Annotated in this window: 16 protein-coding genes; 12 read left to right on the top strand and 4 right to left on the bottom strand. The window is 47.2% G+C overall.

Annotated features, from left to right (window positions below; all coding sequences use genetic code 11):
• On the top strand, nucleotides 1-319 hold a 319-nt coding region (locus tag QUA42_RS25260; RefSeq protein WP_333141113.1), incomplete at its 5' end, for an IS1 family transposase.
• Between the two features lie 103 nt (nucleotides 320-422).
• Here QUA42_RS25260 and QUA42_RS25255 read toward each other — a convergent pair.
• Nucleotides 423-2,348 (bottom strand): penicillin-binding protein 2, encoded by a 1,926-nt coding sequence (locus QUA42_RS25255; protein WP_333141112.1) that lies wholly within the window; start codon nucleotides 2,346-2,348, stop codon nucleotides 423-425.
• Nucleotides 2,349-2,642: 294 nt separating this feature from the next.
• Nucleotides 2,643-3,218 (bottom strand): hypothetical protein, encoded by a 576-nt coding sequence (locus QUA42_RS25250; RefSeq protein ID WP_333141110.1) that lies wholly within the window; start codon nucleotides 3,216-3,218, stop codon nucleotides 2,643-2,645.
• Between the two features lie 340 nt (nucleotides 3,219-3,558).
• Between QUA42_RS25250 and QUA42_RS25245 the strand changes: the two genes are divergently transcribed.
• From QUA42_RS25245 to glgB, 4 genes are all read left to right on the top strand, one after another.
• On the top strand, nucleotides 3,559-3,768 hold the full coding sequence (locus tag QUA42_RS25245) for a serine protease (protein ID WP_333141108.1): 210 nt from the start codon (nucleotides 3,559-3,561) through the stop codon (nucleotides 3,766-3,768).
• A gap of 213 nt (nucleotides 3,769-3,981) precedes the next feature.
• Nucleotides 3,982-4,299, top strand: a complete 318-nt coding sequence (locus tag QUA42_RS25240) for a hypothetical protein (RefSeq protein WP_333141106.1) — start codon at nucleotides 3,982-3,984, stop codon at nucleotides 4,297-4,299.
• 144 nt (nucleotides 4,300-4,443) lie between these two features.
• The gene (locus QUA42_RS25235; RefSeq protein WP_333141104.1) at nucleotides 4,444-4,608 is read left to right on the top strand and encodes a hypothetical protein; all 165 of its coding nucleotides are present in this window, start codon (nucleotides 4,444-4,446) and stop codon (nucleotides 4,606-4,608) included.
• 370 nt (nucleotides 4,609-4,978) lie between these two features.
• On the top strand, nucleotides 4,979-7,273 hold the full coding sequence (glgB, locus tag QUA42_RS25230) for a 1,4-alpha-glucan branching enzyme (protein WP_333141102.1): 2,295 nt from the start codon (nucleotides 4,979-4,981) through the stop codon (nucleotides 7,271-7,273).
• A gap of 556 nt (nucleotides 7,274-7,829) precedes the next feature.
• Here the strand turns inward: glgB and QUA42_RS25225 are convergent.
• Nucleotides 7,830-8,747, bottom strand: a complete 918-nt coding sequence (locus QUA42_RS25225) for a glycosyltransferase family 2 protein (protein ID WP_333141100.1) — start codon at nucleotides 8,745-8,747, stop codon at nucleotides 7,830-7,832.
• 86 nt (nucleotides 8,748-8,833) lie between these two features.
• Entirely contained in the window at nucleotides 8,834-9,664 is an 831-nt protein-coding gene (gene hpsJ-B, locus QUA42_RS25220; RefSeq protein ID WP_333141098.1) for a hormogonium polysaccharide biosynthesis protein HpsJ, read from the bottom strand.
• 792 nt (nucleotides 9,665-10,456) lie between these two features.
• Here hpsJ-B and rfaE2 point away from each other — a divergent pair.
• The 7 genes from rfaE2 to QUA42_RS25185 all read left to right on the top strand — a co-directional run bounded on the left by rfaE2 (nucleotide 10,457) and on the right by QUA42_RS25185 (nucleotide 17,896).
• Nucleotides 10,457-10,951, top strand: coding sequence for a D-glycero-beta-D-manno-heptose 1-phosphate adenylyltransferase (gene rfaE2 / locus QUA42_RS25215; protein WP_445301366.1), 495 nt, complete (start codon nucleotides 10,457-10,459; stop codon nucleotides 10,949-10,951).
• A gap of 141 nt (nucleotides 10,952-11,092) precedes the next feature.
• Nucleotides 11,093-11,962 (top strand): STAS domain-containing protein, encoded by an 870-nt coding sequence (locus tag QUA42_RS25210; protein WP_333040028.1) that lies wholly within the window; start codon nucleotides 11,093-11,095, stop codon nucleotides 11,960-11,962.
• A gap of 55 nt (nucleotides 11,963-12,017) precedes the next feature.
• Nucleotides 12,018-12,395, top strand: a complete 378-nt coding sequence (locus QUA42_RS25205; protein ID WP_333141094.1) for an STAS domain-containing protein — start codon at nucleotides 12,018-12,020, stop codon at nucleotides 12,393-12,395.
• A 264-nt stretch (nucleotides 12,396-12,659) separates the two neighbouring features.
• Nucleotides 12,660-13,058 (top strand): anti-sigma regulatory factor, encoded by a 399-nt coding sequence (locus tag QUA42_RS25200; RefSeq protein WP_333141092.1) that lies wholly within the window; start codon nucleotides 12,660-12,662, stop codon nucleotides 13,056-13,058.
• A gap of 210 nt (nucleotides 13,059-13,268) precedes the next feature.
• Complete coding sequence (locus QUA42_RS25195) at nucleotides 13,269-14,288, top strand: ATP-binding SpoIIE family protein phosphatase (protein WP_333141090.1); 1,020 nt, start codon at nucleotides 13,269-13,271, stop codon at nucleotides 14,286-14,288.
• Complete coding sequence (locus tag QUA42_RS25190; protein ID WP_333141087.1) at nucleotides 14,285-15,841, top strand: ATP-binding protein; 1,557 nt, start codon at nucleotides 14,285-14,287, stop codon at nucleotides 15,839-15,841. Before QUA42_RS25195 ends, QUA42_RS25190 begins: the two co-directional genes overlap by 4 nt.
• A 582-nt stretch (nucleotides 15,842-16,423) precedes the next feature.
• Entirely contained in the window at nucleotides 16,424-17,896 is a 1,473-nt protein-coding gene (locus tag QUA42_RS25185) for an MBOAT family protein (RefSeq protein WP_333141085.1), read from the top strand.
• Nucleotides 17,897-18,255 lie beyond the last annotated feature (359 nt).

Raw genomic sequence — 18,255 nt, 5'->3', positions numbered from 1 at the left:
GGGAATTTTAGCTTGGACTATAGGTGACAGATCGGCAGAAACATTTAAGCCCTTATGGAAAATTATTAAAGGGTGGAAATGTTTTTTTTATGCTACGGATGGTTACGTTGTTTATCCCCAGTTTATTGACGAGGCTGACCATATTGTTAGTAAAACTTATATGACCCGCGTTGAAGGAGAAAATACAAGACTTAGGCATTATTTATCACGCCTACATAGAAAAACTCTTTGTTACTCTAAGTCTCTCTTGATGTTGACCATATCAATTCGATTAGTCATTTATTACTTAAAGCATAAAACTGTGCCTATTACTAGCTGAAATATTTTTGTTCCACAGCGGGCGTGCTATCGATAGCATACCACAACTGTGCAATGCCTATATTCGAGGTTAATTCCTGACGCCACATCTCAGATATAATCAACTACTTCTTACTCGGCGCAATCTTCTCAATAGAAATCAGCGACTCCATCACCGACTCAACAATCGGCGCCGCCACCGTCCCCCCCGTACCGTCCTTAGGCTCATCAATCACCGCCAAAACCACATACCGAGGCGCCTCCACAGGCATGATACCCACAAAGCTAGTAATAATCGCCTTATCAGAATAACCCCCACCAGCATTAGCTTTTTGAGCCGTACCCGTTTTTCCAGCAATCCGATACCCAGGAATTTGTGCCGCTTTCCCCGTACCACCATCAACCACAGTTTCCATCATTTCTAACACCTGCTTAGTAGTTTCCGGCGAAAAAACCTGCTTCGGAACCGGCCTTGGAAGCTTCCAATAAGCTTCACCGTCCCTATCAAAAAGTCCCCGCACAACGTGAGGAGTCACTAACTTGCCACCGTTAGCCAAAGCACCGTTAAGTTGCACCAACTGCATCGGAGTAATCGAAAAACCTTGCCCAAAAGCCGTAGTAGCAACTTCCACCGGAGAGTTAATAAATTGATCTCGATTTTTAAGCTGACTGGTTACTTCAAAAGGCAAATCTGTTCCCGCAGTTTGTCCGAGTCCGAGTTTTTCTAAAGCTTGATAGTAAAGAGAAGCTTTCATACTTCTCATTACGTGCACCATCCCCACATTGCTAGAATGTTTCAAAATCTCAGTAACAGTCGAAGGACCGCGCGCCCCTACGAATTTGTAATCGGAATTTTGGATAGTCCAGCCATCCATGAAAATCCGACCTTCGTCCTTAAACACAGTATTAGGTTTCACCGCACCCGCTTCCAGAGCGATCGCCACATTAATCGCTTTAAAAGTCGAACCAGGCTCATAAACATCAGTTACAGCCCAATTTTTATAGCGCGACAAATCGAAATTAAAATATTGATTCGGGTCATAAGAAGGTTCCGCTACAACTGACAGTAATTCCCCGTTACGGGCATCCATCACAATCACTGTGCCCCGCTTCGCATCGTGTTGCTTCATTTTTTCCTTAAGCGCAGTTCGGGCAGCCCGCTGCAAGCGAGTGTCGATCGTCAATTGCAATTTCAAGTCATCAAGCTGCACAAATCCCGCCGTCAGCCGATCGGGAACCCAATTCCCATTGCTCGACCTGCTAAACTGAATCGACGGCATCGATCGTTCCAACAAATTCTGCTGGCTGTATTCCACCCCGGCTTGTCCCTTCCGTTCCCCGTCCACATAACCGAGGATATCCGCCGCCAACTCCTGCTGCGGGTAAAAGCGCTGCTGCTGTCGCAGCAACTCCAAGCCATCGACCAGACTATCTTTAATTTGCATCTGAGCGACACGATCGGCAACCTCTTGAGGCAGAGACTCCGCAATTGTAATACCGCTTTCAGCAAGATTAAACCTGCGTATCAATTCAGTTTCCGACGTAGTTCCCGGACTCAGATCGATCGCCAGCATCGGAGCCAATTTAGCAGCAATTTCCGCCTTCGAGTGGTTAAACAACTTCGGGTGAGCGTAGAGCGTGTACACCTGTCTGTCGATCGCCAAAACATTCCCTGCGCGGTCAATTATCGGGCGTCTCGGTACAAAAGGCTTCGTTTTGAGAGTTTGCTGCTGCTCGGCCTGTTTACGCAGCGCCGGAGCTCGCGTCACCTGCAAATAAAACAAATTCACAGCCAGCCCCAGCCCTCCCAGCATCAACACCGCCCACACGGCCCACAAACGGAACTTGCTGCGCTTTAAACGCTCCACCGGCCGCCCCCAAGATGCAGCCGCCTGTTGTGGTGTTCGGGCGAAACTGCCCGAAGATTTAGGTTTGGCTGGTTTTTCCCACCCAGTGCGCGCGGCGAAGCTATCCCGCAGGGAATCGCCCGCCTGTTTTGTGCGTTTAAAATTAGGCGATCTGTAGCGGTCAAAACGGGGGTCGTAGCTCATGGCATTAAAAATTCAATAGCAAGTTAGAGCGTTGTAGAATTTAGAATTTATAACTTAAATCTTAAAAGATAAAATTCACGACTTTGGCATGAGCAGTCCCTATCAGGGTTTGGATCACACCTACAGTTGAATTCTGTTTTTTGAAGTGGTCTTAATTATTTTTAATCTGTAACTTCCGGGGGGAAGCAGAAAATTGATCGCGACTGGCAAAAAAGTCAAAAAGGAAATTAGATCCTCAAATTCTCAGGCCCTCGGACACTCAGGCCCTCGGGCGCTCTCCGCTTTGACACAGGTTTAATAGCCCAGCGGTGTTTCCACACCCGCTCGACTCTTGAGAGCGGGCTCAGAATTTGGTGCCGCAACGGGCGATCGAGTTTCAGGGGCCGGCTGCAAGAAAATCGTATCCCCAGGATTCTGCCGAGCCAAACCGGTTTCGGGATTTTGGGCTTCTTTAGCAAGTTGGTGTTTCAAGACTTCGCTAGAAGCACTCAATTGCTGTTCCCGGAGGCGCAGAGTTTCCAGTTTTTGATACTCCTGACTCCAGCGCTGCTCGCCGTAAACTGTCAAGCCGTAGAGACTCAGAGCACCGCCCAAAAGCATAACTGCTACCACTGAGGAGGCGCGCTGTGCCCGCAGGAGCGATCGTAACCACACTGGCTGCTGCTGGCGATTAGGCAAGACTTTCAGCACTGATGCGGACGCTCGAGCCTGAGCCTGTTCGTCTGCTGGCGAGTAGTTGGGCAATACCGGCCCTGTCTTCGCCCGCCTAGCTCGGGCAATAGAAGTAACTTTGCTTTTGGCTGGGCCAACAGCGGGCTTGCGGGTCGAGCGGGAGCGGGGAGAATCCGGGGATCTGATAGCAGCGGTCATAAAGTTCACCAATACGTAAAGTGGGGTAGCTTCAGCTTGATTGAGGTTAAGAGTTTTTTGTCTCCCAGATCGCCAGTGGTGGCTATCTGCGTTCGATCGGTTATCCTTACCACCAAAGATACCTCACAAGCCAACCAACCCATCCTACCACTGGTCTCTTTGACTTCAGGATTTGCCAAAAAAAAGAAATCTTTGCTGGTTAGCGATAATCTATGTGAAATTTATTAATAAATGCAGTATTGTAATCAACGAGCGAATCGTTGAGCTATTCGTGCCAGCATTGTTTCTCAAGTACACTATTCCCTTCCTTGCGATGGGTTTTCAATGTTAAGGAGTTTTTATGAACAAGGGATTAATTCGTTTGACTTTGGTAGTGGGCTTGGCAGTAGCCCTCGGCGCCTGCGGAGGAGAAACCACCAGCCCCAGCTCCCCTAGCCCCTCTCCGGGCGGCTCTGGCAGCACTGGCACTACTACTACTCCCCCTGCTTCTTCTGCATCTCCAAAGGCCACTCCAACTACTAGCCCTGCCCCTACTCCTAAAAAGCCCTAACTAGGGCTCTGCCGGAGTCGGTACCCAACGAGCCTAGCCTCGGGGTGAAAAATGGTTCGCTCCTCGCATTTTTTCATCTCATCGGTCTAGGTCTCAAGTTGGGTGGTAGTGATTGTCTGATGCTTTTACTACTAAAGTTCAGTACGTCCAGTTACCGCAGCAAAGTCCGCTGATTCGCTGCGTTACAAGAGCATTCCCTTTCAACTATAAAATTTGACTCCCGGCCTGCACGTTTTGAAACTCAAGCCTGTGACAGGATGTTTGAGGACATTGCCAGTGCTGCTGCCTCAACTGAATATCAACTGGAGGAGCTCGCAGACTCGACGAAAATTTTGCACTCGATCGAGTCTCGTTTTCCTTCCCCGCCGCTGTTGCCCGCATACGGGAGGACAGCAAGCTGATGCTTGGATGATCGTCGAAGACTTGCTCGATGACACCATCTTCATGGCTACTCGATTTGTTGACTACGAGTTTCGCGTCGGTGCCGCCAAGCAAATCTACCCGTCTGTTTTGAGCCAGTTTAGTGATTAAATTGGCATCCTGCCAGTTCGGTATTAACCCTGCCTCGACAAAACTAACTTCTGTTAAGCATGAGTTCTGCTTTAAACCTATTGCACCGTCGCTGGTAGGATGGTGCTACTTTTTTGGTAGGCGATGCCTTGAGCATGGCAGATATTGCTTGCTGGAGTCGCCCTGCTGAGTGCTTTAGCTTTGATTCATCAATACCGAGTTAAGCATCCTTCGCTGTTTGAGCGTATTGCCCAACTTCACGGGCTTTGTAGGGAAACCCAGCCTCCGGGATGTGAAATTCTACCGATCGGGCGATCGTCCCTGCCTTAAAATTCTAGGTAAACCATTAACTGATCCCCAAAACTTACAGGGTTGACCCTCCTGCAGCCGCCAATCGACAAGAGTTTGAAAACTTCAGTTATCACATATTAAATAATAAGTCAAGGGAATTTGGGGAAAATATAAATTTTTCAATTTGTTTTAATATTTCTATACTTAGATGTTAGCAGTAAAACCCCAGCTCTGCCGCCGGCAAGGCAACAGCCTGCTGTGTGTGCAAGGGCGCGCGCTGAAGCAGCAGCCGGCAAGATCATGCTAATCAGTGGTAGGATCAGCGATTAAAAATGTATCGAAATGTAAAGTGCAGCGTCGCTCTAGGTTTTGAAAGCCATTTAGTTAAAAGATTGAGGTAAGTAGTTTTATGCCCGCGACCGTCCCTTTTGAACAGATTGACCGCATTGTTTGGAATCAGCACCACGATCCATTTGAAGTGCTAGGCCCTCACGCGATCGAAGAAAATGGCAAAAAAGTCTGGGTCGTCCGAGCTTATCTGCCGAATGCGGATGCAGTATCCGTAGTTGTGCCGGAGGCCAGGGCCGAATACCCCATGAAATCAGAGCATCACCCTCACTTTTTTGAATGTACGATCGACACCCCAGAACTAGCAAACTATCAATTGCGGGTCAAAGAAGGGGAACACGAGCGCTTCATCTACGATCCCTACGCCTTTCGATCGCCCAAACTCACAGAATTCGACCAGCACCTATTCTCCGAAGGCAATCACCACCGGATTTATGAAAAACTCGGGGCACACCTCACCGAGGTAGGCGGCATCACAGGAGTATATTTTGCCGTTTGGGCTCCGAATGCTCGCAATGTCTCTGTTTTAGGAGATTTCAACTATTGGGACGGCCGCAAACATCAAATGCGGAAATCGCAAAACGGCATCTGGGAATTATTTATTCCGGGACTATCCGTGGGAACTTCCTACAAATACGAAGTGAAAAACCAAGACGGACATCCCTACGAAAAGTCCGATCCTTACGGCTTCCAGCAAGAAGTACGGCCGAAAACAGCATCAATTGTCACGGACTTAGACACCTACACTTGGAACGACAGCGCTTGGATCGAAAAGCGGCGGCACACAGACCAACTGACGCAGCCGGTTTCGGTTTACGAATGCCACATCGGTTCTTGGCTGCACGCCGCTACTGACGAACCCGCCGTGCTACCACATGGGGAAAAAGAACCAGCAGTGCAAGTTTCGGAACTGAATCCCGGGGCGCGGTTTCTGACTTACCGGGAATTAGCCGATCGGCTGATTCCCTACGTCAAAGATTTGGGATTCACTCACATCGAATTGCTGCCGATTGCCGAACATCCTTTCGACGGTTCTTGGGGCTATCAAGTCACTGGCTATTTCGCCCCAACCTCCCGCTACGGCAAACCTGAAGATTTCATGTATTTTGTTGACCAATGCCACGCCAACGGCATTGGCGTGCTGGTGGACTGGGTACCGGGACATTTCCCCAAAGACGGCCACGGTTTGGCTTTCTTTGACGGAACTCACTTGTACGAACACGCCGACTCCCGCAAGGGCGAACACAAAGAGTGGGGAACCCTAGTATTTAACTACGGCCGCAACGAAGTGCGGAATTTCCTAGTATCAAACGCTCTGTTTTGGTTTGACAAGTACCACATCGACGGGATTCGCGTAGATGCCGTAGCCTCGATGCTTTATTTGGATTACTGTCGCGAACCCGGAGAATGGCTGACCAACCAATATGGAGGGCGTGAAAATATTGAGGCTGCGGATTTTCTGCGTCAGGCGAATCACGTCATTTTTAGCTATTTCCCAGGTGCGCTGTCGATCGCCGAAGAATCTACCTCTTGGCCGATGGTATCTTGGCCGACCTATGTAGGCGGTTTGGGCTTCAACCTCAAGTGGAACATGGGTTGGATGCACGATATGCTCGACTATTTCCACATGGACCCCTGGTTCCGCCAGTTCCACCAGAACAACATAACTTTCAGTATGTGGTACAACCACAGCGAGAATTTCATGCTGGCTTTGTCCCACGATGAGGTAGTTCACGGCAAGGCTCACATCATCGGGAAAATGCCCGGGGACGAATGGCAAAAGTTTGCAAACGTGCGCTGTTTGTTTACTTTTATGTTTGCTCACCCTGGAAAGAAAACGATCTTTATGGGCATGGAGTTCGGCCAGTGGCACGAGTGGAACGTTTGGGGGGATTTGCAGTGGCAGTTGCTGCAATTCGAGCCGCACCAAAAGTTGAAGCTGTTTTTTAAAGATTTGAACAATTTGTACCGCAGCGAAACGGCACTTTACAGTCAAGATTTTGCTGAGGATGGGTTTGAGTGGATTGATTGCAGCGACAACCGACACAGTGTCGTGGCATTTGTGCGCCGAGAGAAGGATGGCGACGAGTTTGTGGTGACGGTGTGCAATTTTACGCCCCAGCCGCACTCTCACTATCGCGTAGGAGTGCCGGAACCAGGTTTTTATACTGAGTTGTTTAACAGCGACGCGCGGGAATACGGCGGCAGCAATATGGGGAATTTGGGGGGCAAGTGGACTGAGGAGTGGTGGTTCCACAACAGTGCTTATTCGATCGACTTGTGTTTGCCACCTTTGGGCGTGTTAATTTTAAAGCTCGATCGGGCCAAAACAACGGCCAAATCTCAAGAGTTTTAAGTTGTGAGTCGTGGGAGTTTTGAGTTAAGAAGAATCAAAACTTTATTAAACCTAAAAATTTGAGGGTATTCAGAAACCCGGTTTCTCCAAGAAATCGGGTTTTTTTTGTTTTGTTGTGGTGGTGAATATCTGGACGGGGTGACAAACCCGTCAAAAGACCTACTGAGGGCGGAGTGTTGCATAATAGCGGGAGGATTTTGATTTTTTTTGTAGGTGTGTCCATACTCCCGAAGGCGTGTATTTTCACAGCAGTCGGGACGCTTAACCCATACTCCCCACAAGAATCATCCTCCAATTGTGCCAAGCCGAAGTAATGATAATTAGGCGCAATAAACTACCATTTTTTCTGATGTGTATCAGGGGTATGTTCTTGATTATATCTATGTTTCGACAAGGACAATTAGGCGCAATAAACTACCATTTTTTCTGATGTGTATCAGGGGTATGTTCTTGATTATATCTATGTTCAGACGGGGTTGTCATTCAGTGAAGTGGGTAAATCATGTTCTTTTTTAAGTTGTATTAATTAGCAGTGCCAATTTTTAAGACTCAATTTTTAATTTCGAGTATCCGAAGCGCCAAGATTATAAGAAACTTTTGACGGCTCAACTGTTACTACTTCCGAAATAGATTGTTCTGCCACTGCGTCTAAAGTTGGCAGTGGTAGATGCTTCATTTCCCAAACTTTCAGCAAAATTAGATATTCATAAAAAGCTTGCAGCGTGCACCAAGCCAATCCCGCTTGGCCGTCAAGAAATCCGCCCAGTAAAATATACATATAGAAAAAGCGCACCACAGGCCGCAAAGGCAAGCGCAAAGAAAAATCTTTCAAAGCGCGGCGCCTTTCTACCTCCGACGCGCCAAACAATAAATCCCACCAATTTACTTGACCCGCTTCTAATTGACGGAGAGTTTCAGCCGCCTCGTCAGTCGAGTAGCGGTTGTGCTTTTCAATCCAGCGGGAAAGACCTTTGCTGCAAGTATAGTGAGGGTAAGTTTCCTTCAAAAAGTGAGTAGGCCCGTTGCAGACTTCCCGTTCAGTGTGACCGTAGTCAGTAAACCACACTCGGTCTTTGCGAAAGAGACGCATTTGATAGCGGGGATATTGAGTGCTGCGGCGAATCCAGCGCTCCATAAATATTACTTTTTCAGCTACGTAATAGCCGATATATTCTTGACTTTCCATCGCCTTTAAGCATTCAGCAAACAGTGCAGGCGTCATCCGCTCGTCAGCTTCGAGGATGTAAACCCATTCGTACTTGCACGGGACTTCTTGGAGCATCCAAGTCCGCTGGCGTCCGTGAGTTTCAAAGCGGTGCTGCACTGTTTGCACGGCATAGTTCTGAACAATCTCAAGGGTGCGATCGGTGCTGAAAGAATCAACTACAATGATATCGTCACAAAGCAGTGCCGATTCAATGCAAGCGGCGATATCAATCTCTTCGTTGTAAGTCAGAATATAAATTGAGAACATTCCCAGCTTTCAGTAAGGGCAAACTATTGGGTAAACAAACTATTTCTCAGGGATGTCTCGACCAGCGCTATCCCTGCCAGCGCCGGTCAATTTTTGCGGCGGCCGAACCGCATAATTCCCATACTTCTCAATCCCGTCCAACCAACAGTAATGTAGCCGATCGCTAACAGCAAACTGGTGATTCCCGTCTGCAAACTCGAATTTCTCGATCGAGTTCTTAACTCTTTCTCTTTTTGTTGCTTGCGGGTGCGAATCTCGTTGCGAGCTTGAGTGGGAAGTGATTGAGCTTGCTGTTCCAAGAACTTGTCGAGGGCTTTCGGGTCATTTTTCGACTCCTCAAGCACAGCTTTTAATTCCTTGGGAACCTCTGGACTATTGAGTGCTTGTTGCAGCTTCCCGTTGTCTTCCAGCAGCGCCCCTATCTGGGTGCGACGCTGGCTTTTGAGCTGTTCTACCTGAGCTTTAAATTGAGGGCTTTTAAGTTGTGCCTCAAGTTGACCTTCCGCTTGTCCCGCTTCTTGATCGACTTGAGCCAGAGCATCCTTGAGTTCCAAACGAGTATTGTTGAGGTGAACGGGAACCAGAGATAGGTAAACTAGACCTAACACGCTGGAAATCAACAGCGCCCAGAATCGCAAGTCCAGCCAAACGTTGCGTCGCTCAATAGAGACTCCACTGCTGCTGTCAACCCAAAAACCAGTCATCAGGAGGGCGATACCGATCAAAGGAATAATGCCCTTGTCAACTATCTGAGTTGCAGCAGTCAACTGCCAGCCTCGATTGAGAAGGTCTGAAGTTTCTCCCGGCAGCGACAGAACAATGCAGTCAAGCAAAGCAGAGAGAATCAAGATAATCCCGACTACTTTGAGAGTTCGAGCAGCTACTGAAGAAAATTGACGGCTATTACTTGCTTTCATAATTCGTGTTAGATAATTCTACACCGTTAGATTCAAGGGCGTAGTTGAGTGGATTTTGTTGAACGAGTTTAGCTATTTTCCACCAAAATAGCTGCTTCGGGTACCGAACTCGACTTTCCTCTGGGTTTTCACAGGCTGCGGTTGCGACCCAAAAGGTCGAGTTTGTGTACAGCTATATACAGTTGGACACAGGAGGCTGTGCGCTTCTGGGTTGGCTGTAAAGCTTGGTCAAGATTGCGCCCAGAAACAGGAGCAAGCAACTGCTGGCTTCTTCTATAGTCTGACGAATCCAGCGTAAAGATCAGTTCTGCACGCTTGGGTTCGGTTATTTTAACTAGCTTTCGCTCGCGCGGCGGTGTCAGAAATAATAGACACAGGAGGAGCGCGTTTCGGTGGGTTTCACCCCTTATGGCTCTCACTCCCCGATCGCCTGCCCGATGCAGTGGAACTAAATCCCTTGTCTTATAGTAATTGATATAAGAGAGGGCGGGAATAAATAATTGTTTGCCAACCTTTTTAACCTCAAATTACCAACAGCATGATACGGCAGTCACCGATAGACGCTAACTGTTTTTTTACTGGAAAATTATGTTTTCTAAATTCGCTTCGTAGGTAATTTTTACTTATATAGTATGGCTTAAAATTAGTATTTACTAATTAAATTTTATTTACAGGTAACTATTAATGAGTGGAAGATTGATTGAGGATTTTTTTAATAACGAAACTGCAAAGTATCACATTTTTTGGTAGGATAATTTTGAGCGCTGTTAAAATTGGGTGGTAATGACTGCAATGATTTCTGATGTTTATACGTTGAGAGAACTTGAAAGATTAATCGCATCCGATCCGGACAAGTGGCGTCCGATCGTGTTTACTAACGGCTGCTTCGATCTCCTGCACTGCGGTCACGTCCGCTATTTGCAGGCGGCAAAAAATTTGGGGCGATCGCTCGTGGTGGGATTGAATAGCGACGCCAGCGTGCAAGCTATCAAACCGCAGCAGCCGGGATTGCCACCCCGCCCGATCGTACCCGAAAATCAGCGAGCCGAAGTGTTAGCCGCTCTCAAACCAGTAGACGCCGTAGTAATTTTTTCCGAGATTACAGCAACTAAACTGATAAATATCCTGAAGCCTGATATATACGTTAAAGGAGGCGACTATCAAGTCGAAACTCTGCCGGAAGCGCCGGCCGTTATCGCCGGAGGTGGCAAGATTTCCTTGATCGAAATAGAAGTTCCGAGTTCTACCAGTGCGATCGTCAAACGCATTTTACAATTAGGTACTTAACCCTTGATCGCAAACAGCAAACAGTGAGCTAAACTCAGAAGTTGCCCCATCAAAAAACACGCTTGGTACGCGCGGCGAAGCTATCCCGTAGGGAATCGCTCGTACAACTTCATCCCAATTGCTAAGCAGGAGATAATTTTAATGGAACTCACAAGCAATAACACGATTGCGGAAATCCTACAAAGACACAAAGCAGAGTTACTAGCAGACTGGCTCAAAGAACTGCAAAATACCGGGCTGCGGCGGGACGACTTGATGAGAGCCAAAGAATTGCGCTCCGAGTGTCAAGAGTTCCTGCAATTGCTCCACATTGCAGTCGGGAACGGTAACTTTAGCGACATCCAGACACCCGAATGGGAAAATATGCGGGTGCTGCTAGCAGAAGTTTCGCGATCGCGCGTTCAGAGAGGGTTTACTCCCTCAGAGATAGCGAGTTTCATTTTATGCTTCAAAAAGCCATTGTTCGATCGGCTTTGTCATGAACTGACAGAAAATCGCGACGCACTGGTCGAACAACTTTGGCTTTCCACCAGTTTATTAGACCAGCTTGGCCTTTGGGTGACAGAAATTTTTCTCAAAGCTCGCGAAGAAGTCATCGAACGCCAACAGCAAGAAATGCTCGAATTGTCAACACCCGTAGTCAAACTTTGGCAAGGCATTCTCGCTTTACCCATGATCGGGACTCTCGACAGTGCCCGCACTCAAATAGTAATGGAAACTCTGTTGCAAGAAATCATGGAAACCGGCTCAGAATTTGCGATTTTAGACATTACAGGCGTGCCGACTGTTGACACTTTAGTTGCTCAACATTTATTAAAAACTGTAGCCGCCGCCCGTTTAATGGGTACTGAGTGCATCATCAGTGGCATTCGCCCGCAAATAGCTCAAACCATAGTTCACTTAGGAGTTGACTTGCAGGATATCCTCACAAAAGCTACTTTAGCAGATGCTTTTAAAGTTGCGTTGCAGCGCCAAGGTTTAACTATAAAAAATCTTAAAGAGGAAAGATAAACATATTGCCTTATGACAGAAAAAATCAAGTAAAACTTAACAATTAGGTGAATTTGTGGAACGAATACCTATTCTTCAAATGGGAGAATTTTTGCTAGTAACAATTCAAGTAGATATGCACGATCGCTTAGCAATGACGCTGCAAGATGACCTGACCAACCGCATTGTCAAAACAGGCGTCAAAGGTGTGTTGATAGAAATTTCTTCTCTAGAAATTGTTGATTCTTTTATCGGGCGTATTATCAACAATATCGCTAGTATGTCGCGAATTTTAGATGCGGAAACAGTTGTGGTAGGAATGCAGCCAGCAGTAGCTATTACGCTCGTTGAGTTGGGGCTTTCCCTGACAGGTGTTCGCACAGCTTTAAGCGTTGAAAAAGGCATGATTTTGTTAAGAAAATCCTTGGGTTTGTCTGTTGACGAGCAAGGGTAAGCAGTCGATTAATTGTCCCCTGACTGAGGCACAGGCAGTCAAGAAACCTAGTTTGTTTGTAGATACCTTGTTGATAAACTGAAGATTTCTTAGGAGAGGGCTTACGCACTCAAGGGGGTTAAATCAAGGGTTTCAGATTCCGACACTATCTTCTCTTTTGAGAGAAAATCGTAGTAAGTGCGTAAGTCCTATTAGGAGAAACTAAGTTGATGATCGTAAGTCCTATATTTTGGGGAGAAGTTCTATTTTGGTACAGTAGCCGCCATGTCAAAACGTGAGACACTAGAAATCCGATCGTCATCCGATATAGTCCACGTCCGACAGCAAGTGCGAACTTGGGCTGTAGCAATGGGATTCGGTTTACTAGACCAAACGAAAATCGTTACCGCAGCCAGCGAACTCGCCCGCAATACTGTAGAGTACGGCAAAGGGGGAACTGTAACTCTCGAAACGCTCCAATTAGGAACCCGCAAAGGGCTGAAGCTGATATTTGAAGACAATGGCCCGGGAATTCCAGACATCGAATTGGCAATGACTGACGGTTATACTTCTAATCACGGTTTGGGTTTGGGGCTCAGTGGTTCCAAGCGGTTGATGCACGAATTTGAGATTGTTTCCAAAGTGGGTAAGGGGACTAAAATTGCGATCGTCCGCTGGCGGTGAGGAAGTAATACGATTTGAGAGTTGAGATTTTAGATTACAGCATTGGGAATGACTGAGGACGATCGGGATTGGAGCTTGCGTATAGTTGCCTTCTTTTTTTAAATTGGTATAAAAAGCAACCAGCAAAGCCAAGAAGTGATTCTTGGAATGCCAGCCCATACCCGGAGAGGGTTGGCGTATGGAGGATTTCATGATTAGAGCTGATAAAAAATGATAGATGCCGTAGCCCTGCCCGTAACAGAAGAAAGTCAAGTGGGAGAAGCGCGCCGAATCGCAGTCGCCCTCGCGACCGAAGTCGGATTTAACGAAACCGATCGCGGTAAAGTGGCAATTGTTACCACCGAAGCAGCAAAAAACGTGGTCAAGCACGCCCGCGAAGGAGAACTTTTGCTGCGAACATCAAAAACAACGGCAGGATATAGCATTGAAATAGTAGCGCTAGACCGGGGGCAGGGCATGGCAAATGTCGCGCTGTGTATGCGGGACGGTTTTTCTACAGCGGGAAGCCCTGGAACTGGACTGGGGGCAATTAAACGCCTCTCTACTTTTTTTGATATTCATTCTGTACCAAAACTGGGGACAGCCTTATTAGCGCGGCTGGAACCGACCCAAAATAGCCGGGAAGCCTTCCAAAACAGCAATTACTTGGAATTAGGGGCCGTCCACTTACCAAAAGCAGGAGAGAAAATTTGCGGGGATTCGTGGGCGGTAAAAAATCACCTGGACAAAAACCTGATCTTAGTTGCAGACGGGCTCGGCTACGGGGATTTGGCGGAGGAAGCGTCTGGCGAAGCAGTCCGTGTATTTGAGGAAAACGCCAAACTCGGGCCGAAAGCAATTTTAGAGAAGGCGCACGCTGCTTTAAAAAATACCAGAGGAGCGGCTGCGGCGATCGCCCAAATAGATCCTACCCAACAAACAATTTGTTTTGCCGGAATTGGCAACATCAGCGGTGTAGTTGTCACAGATAACCAAAGCCGCAGCATGGTTTCCTACAACGGCACAGTTGGACATATGATGCGAAAAGTAGCAGAATTTGTCTATCCTTGGTCGCAGCAGTCCCTACTCATCATGCACTCCGACGGTTTGGCGGCGCAGTGGAATTTAAACCGCTACCCGGGTTTAGCCTCCAGACATCCTGCTTTAATCGCAGCCGTGCTCTACCGGGACTTCAAACGCACTCGCGATGACATGACAGTTATAGTAGCCAAGGTGAGAGAAGCAGCGTGAGTTACCCAATCCTGACGACGGAAGTCCGCTTTGAACAAGACATTGTACAAGTACGCCAAAGAGCTCGCCAAATTGCTAAAGGGCTGGGATTCGATTCCCAAGTACAAACCCGCATCGCCACAGCAGTTTCCGAAATTGCCCGCAATGCTTTCAAATATGCAGGCGGTGGCAAAGTAGAATTCATTGTGGAAGGGGAATCGCCCCAACTTTTTCGGACTCGGATTTCCGACACGGGGCCGGGAATTGATGATTTACCGGCTGTGTTAAGCCCCAATTTTCGATCGCAAACCGGCGCGGGACTCGGTTTAGCAGCAGCCAAACGGTTGATGGATGAAGTGCAAATCGACTCGGCGCCCGATCGCGGAACGGCTGTACAATTAATTAAGCAGTTTTCCAAAAATATGCCTGCGCTGAGTGCGATCGAACTAAATCAATTAGTTGACAAACTAGCACGCCAAATTCCCGAAGATCCCTATGCCGAAATTCAGCAGCAAAATCAAGAATTACTACGCACTTTAGACGAACTCCGCCAGCGTCAAGAAGAACTCGTACAATTAAATCAACAACTAAAAGATACCAATCGCGGAGTTCTAGCACTTTACGCTGAATTGAACGACAAAGCCGAATCTCTCCGGCGCGCCAGCGAACTCAAAACCAGCTTTCTCTCCAATATGAGCCATGAGTTTCGCACTCCGCTAACAGCAATTATGAGCCTTTCCGAAATATTGTTAAATCGCCTCGACGGAGAACTTTCAGCCGAACAGGACAAGCAAGTAAGTTACATTTACAAATCCGCCGAGTCTCTCGCAGAACTTGTCAACGACTCGTTAGATTTAGCCAAAGTGGAAGCCGGAAAACTAACTCTTCGCGTGGCTGATTTTGAAGTCGAAGATTTGTTCAGCGCCCTGCGAGGAATGATGCGCCCCCTGCTTCCCCCAAACTCTCCCGTTTCTATAATTTTTGAAGATCCTCTCGAAATTCCAATCCTCACAACCGACGAGGGAAAAGTTTCTCAGATTTTGCGAAATTTGATTTCTAATGCCCTCAAATTTACCGAATCAGGTGAAGTTCGAGTTGCTGCGGAAATGGGAGAGGAGGGAACTGTTACTTTTTCAGTAGCAGATACCGGCATCGGCGTTGCCCCAGCCGATCAAAGGCGGATTTTTGAAGAATTTGTCCAACTCGAAAACCCCTTGCAGAAGGGCGTCAAAGGCACGGGATTGGGATTGTCTTTGTGCAAAAAACTGGCGGAGTTTTTGGGAGGAAGCATTGAAATCACAAGTTCACCCGGAGTGGGTTCGACTTTTTTTGTCACACTGCCGATTCTGTATCCTGGAGAGGAAGAAAACCCTTTGGAAATGTCCGCTGCTAAGGGAGATGAAATATCCCTGGCAAGCGCAAATTCTCGTAGCTCGCGGGGTTCCGGGCCATCGCCAGCGGCGGATTCAGCAGCCAAAGTTTTGATTGGGGAGGATGAAGATAGTTTTTCGGTATTTGCTGAAAAACTTGCTACTAATTCATTGTACTGCGATATAGGTCGCCAACGGCGCTGAAGGTTTGGGTGCGGCTGCTCTTTGAACAACCGCAAGCAATTTTTATCGACATTGCGATACCGGATCTGACCGAATTTGAGGTTTGGGAAGGGTTGAAATGCGATCGGACTACTTGTCAAATACCTGCTATCGTGATGAATTCAAAACATTTTGGGTTACATCACTTTTTTTCTGCGCGGGATGCTAGGGCTGCACGGTGAAAAATATTATTCCGATGCAAACGGAAACAATATCAGGCCTTGTAGCTTTTGAGAACTGAAGTCCGATGCTGCGAACCTAATTATATTTTTTTCAGCGCATTTTATATTGTTCGTAAGAGAGGTAATTTATAGCAGGCAAAATTTATTTAATTTGCAACAGCATTTAACCTTTGTGCTGTAAAATGTAGCAGTTCTCAGTTGCCGACTATATAGTAGGGACTTACCGAGGGCCTATTTTCGTGTCGGCGATCGGCTAAAATTCATGATAAATCTTGTTCTTAGCAAAGTCTCGATTAATAAAAAGAATGCAACTGTAGGCGCGTAATTCAAACCCATACAAAATAAGCCATTCCCAATTCTAAAATCTCAAATCTAAAATGGTATGACTTTCATCTCCCTTCAATATGCCCTGTTTTTGTTAGTTTTGTTCGCGGCTTACTGGTTGGTTCCGCTGCGGTGGTGGCGGCTGTTCATCATGTTGGCGGGTAGTTTGATTTTTTACGCTTCGCTGCAAATTTGGTACATTCCTCTGCTGTTAGTCGGTGCTTTGTTTAATTACTGCTTGGCGATGGCGATTGGGGAACCTCTGGATTGGCGGATTGCTAATGAATCTTGGAACCGCCGCCGTTTGTTGCTGCTGTGGATAGGCATCTGCCTGAATGTGTTGCTGCTTCTGGGCTTTAAGTATGTGCCTTTTTTATTGAGTTCGATCGGCACTTTGTTCAATTGGCCTTTTGCTATCGACGGGGCTGACTGGGTGAAAAGTCACGTCATCGCACCCCTGGGATTGAGTTTCTTTTGCTTTGAGTGCATTGCTTATTTGATTGACGTGTACCGAGGCGCGCCTGCTGCTACTTCGCTGCTGCACTTTGCTGCTTACAAGTTGTTTTTTCCAAAACTGATTTCCGGCCCGATTACTCGCTATCACAACTTGATCTATCAACTGAAAACCCAGCAATTTCCGACGCCCGATCGCATTTCTGAGGGACTTTGGACGATCGCCTTTGGTGCAGTAAAAAAAGGTCTTTTCGCAGATAACTTGGGAATTTATGTCGATTTAAGCTTTACTAACTTGCAGCGGGCGGGTAGCGAGGATTTATGGCTGGCTATTTTTGCTTACGGGCTGCAACTTTATCTCGATTTTAGTGGCTATGTTGACATGGCGCGCGGTACTGCTTTGCTGCTGGGTTGGTATTTGCCACCAAATTTTGATTTTCCTTATTTTAGTGCCAGCATAGCTGATTTTTGGCGACGCTGGCACATGACTTTAGGCGATTGGCTACGCAATTATTTGTATTTTCCTTTGGGCGGTTCGCGAGTCGGTTTGTGGCGCACTTGTCTGAATTTGGCTATTGTCATGTTAATTGCGGGAATTTGGCACGGGGCCGCTTGGGGATTTATTGTGTGGGGGGGTTTACACGGTTTAGCTTTGGCGGTTCACAGGCTGACTGATGTGCTGTTTAAGCGGTTGCGGATCGAGTTTTTGTGGGAAAATCCGCTCGGTATCGCGATCGGTTGGCTGTTGACTCAGGCGATGGTTTTTGGTAGTTGGATATTTTTCCGTCTTCCAGATTTAAAGGATTCTGGATGGGCGATTTCGCATTTGTGGGGACACGCTGCTGACGTGCAGTTTGCTGAGAAAGTTTATGGCGAAGCTTTGGGTTTGGAAAGAGTGCATTTAACTTGGATGTTGGCGGCTTTGGCTGCGGCGATGCTGGGGAATTATGCGTTGAGTCGGGGTTTGAAATTGGAGTTAAATTGGCCACTGAAATTGGTGTTAGTGCCGCTTTGTTTGTATGCGGTTTGGGTGTTGGCTCCCGAAGGGGGTTTGCCTTATATTTATTTTGATTTTTAGGGTATTATTTAATTCGCCGTAAGGTGCAGCGCACCCTACGACGACATTGAGGTGCGCCGAAGTGATTCCTAGCTACCTAATTAGTGTCAACTTAAGCTTTTAGTTCGCCAGTCCTCCCGCTCACCCAACAGTCCGCCAGGGAATGAATTCCCTGCCTCATAGCTAAAGTCCTCTCAGAGAGGACGGAAGAACTCATTAGTCCTCATAGCGAGAAATTTCGCTTTAATGCTCCTGTTTCAACTGCTGCTAGACTGAGGGTTTAACGTTAAGTTGACATCAATGCCCGGGGAGCATCTCATATCAATTCCGGTAGCATCGGAATAGTAAAATCCAGTCAACAGTTAACAATTCCCGATGGT

This window comes from Microcoleus sp. Pol11C2, from assembly GCF_036701505.1.
GTDB lineage: Bacteria > Cyanobacteriota > Cyanobacteriia > Cyanobacteriales > Microcoleaceae > Microcoleus.
The sequence above is the reverse complement of the archived record's forward strand: the minus strand, read 5'-3'. Positions and strand labels throughout refer to the sequence as shown.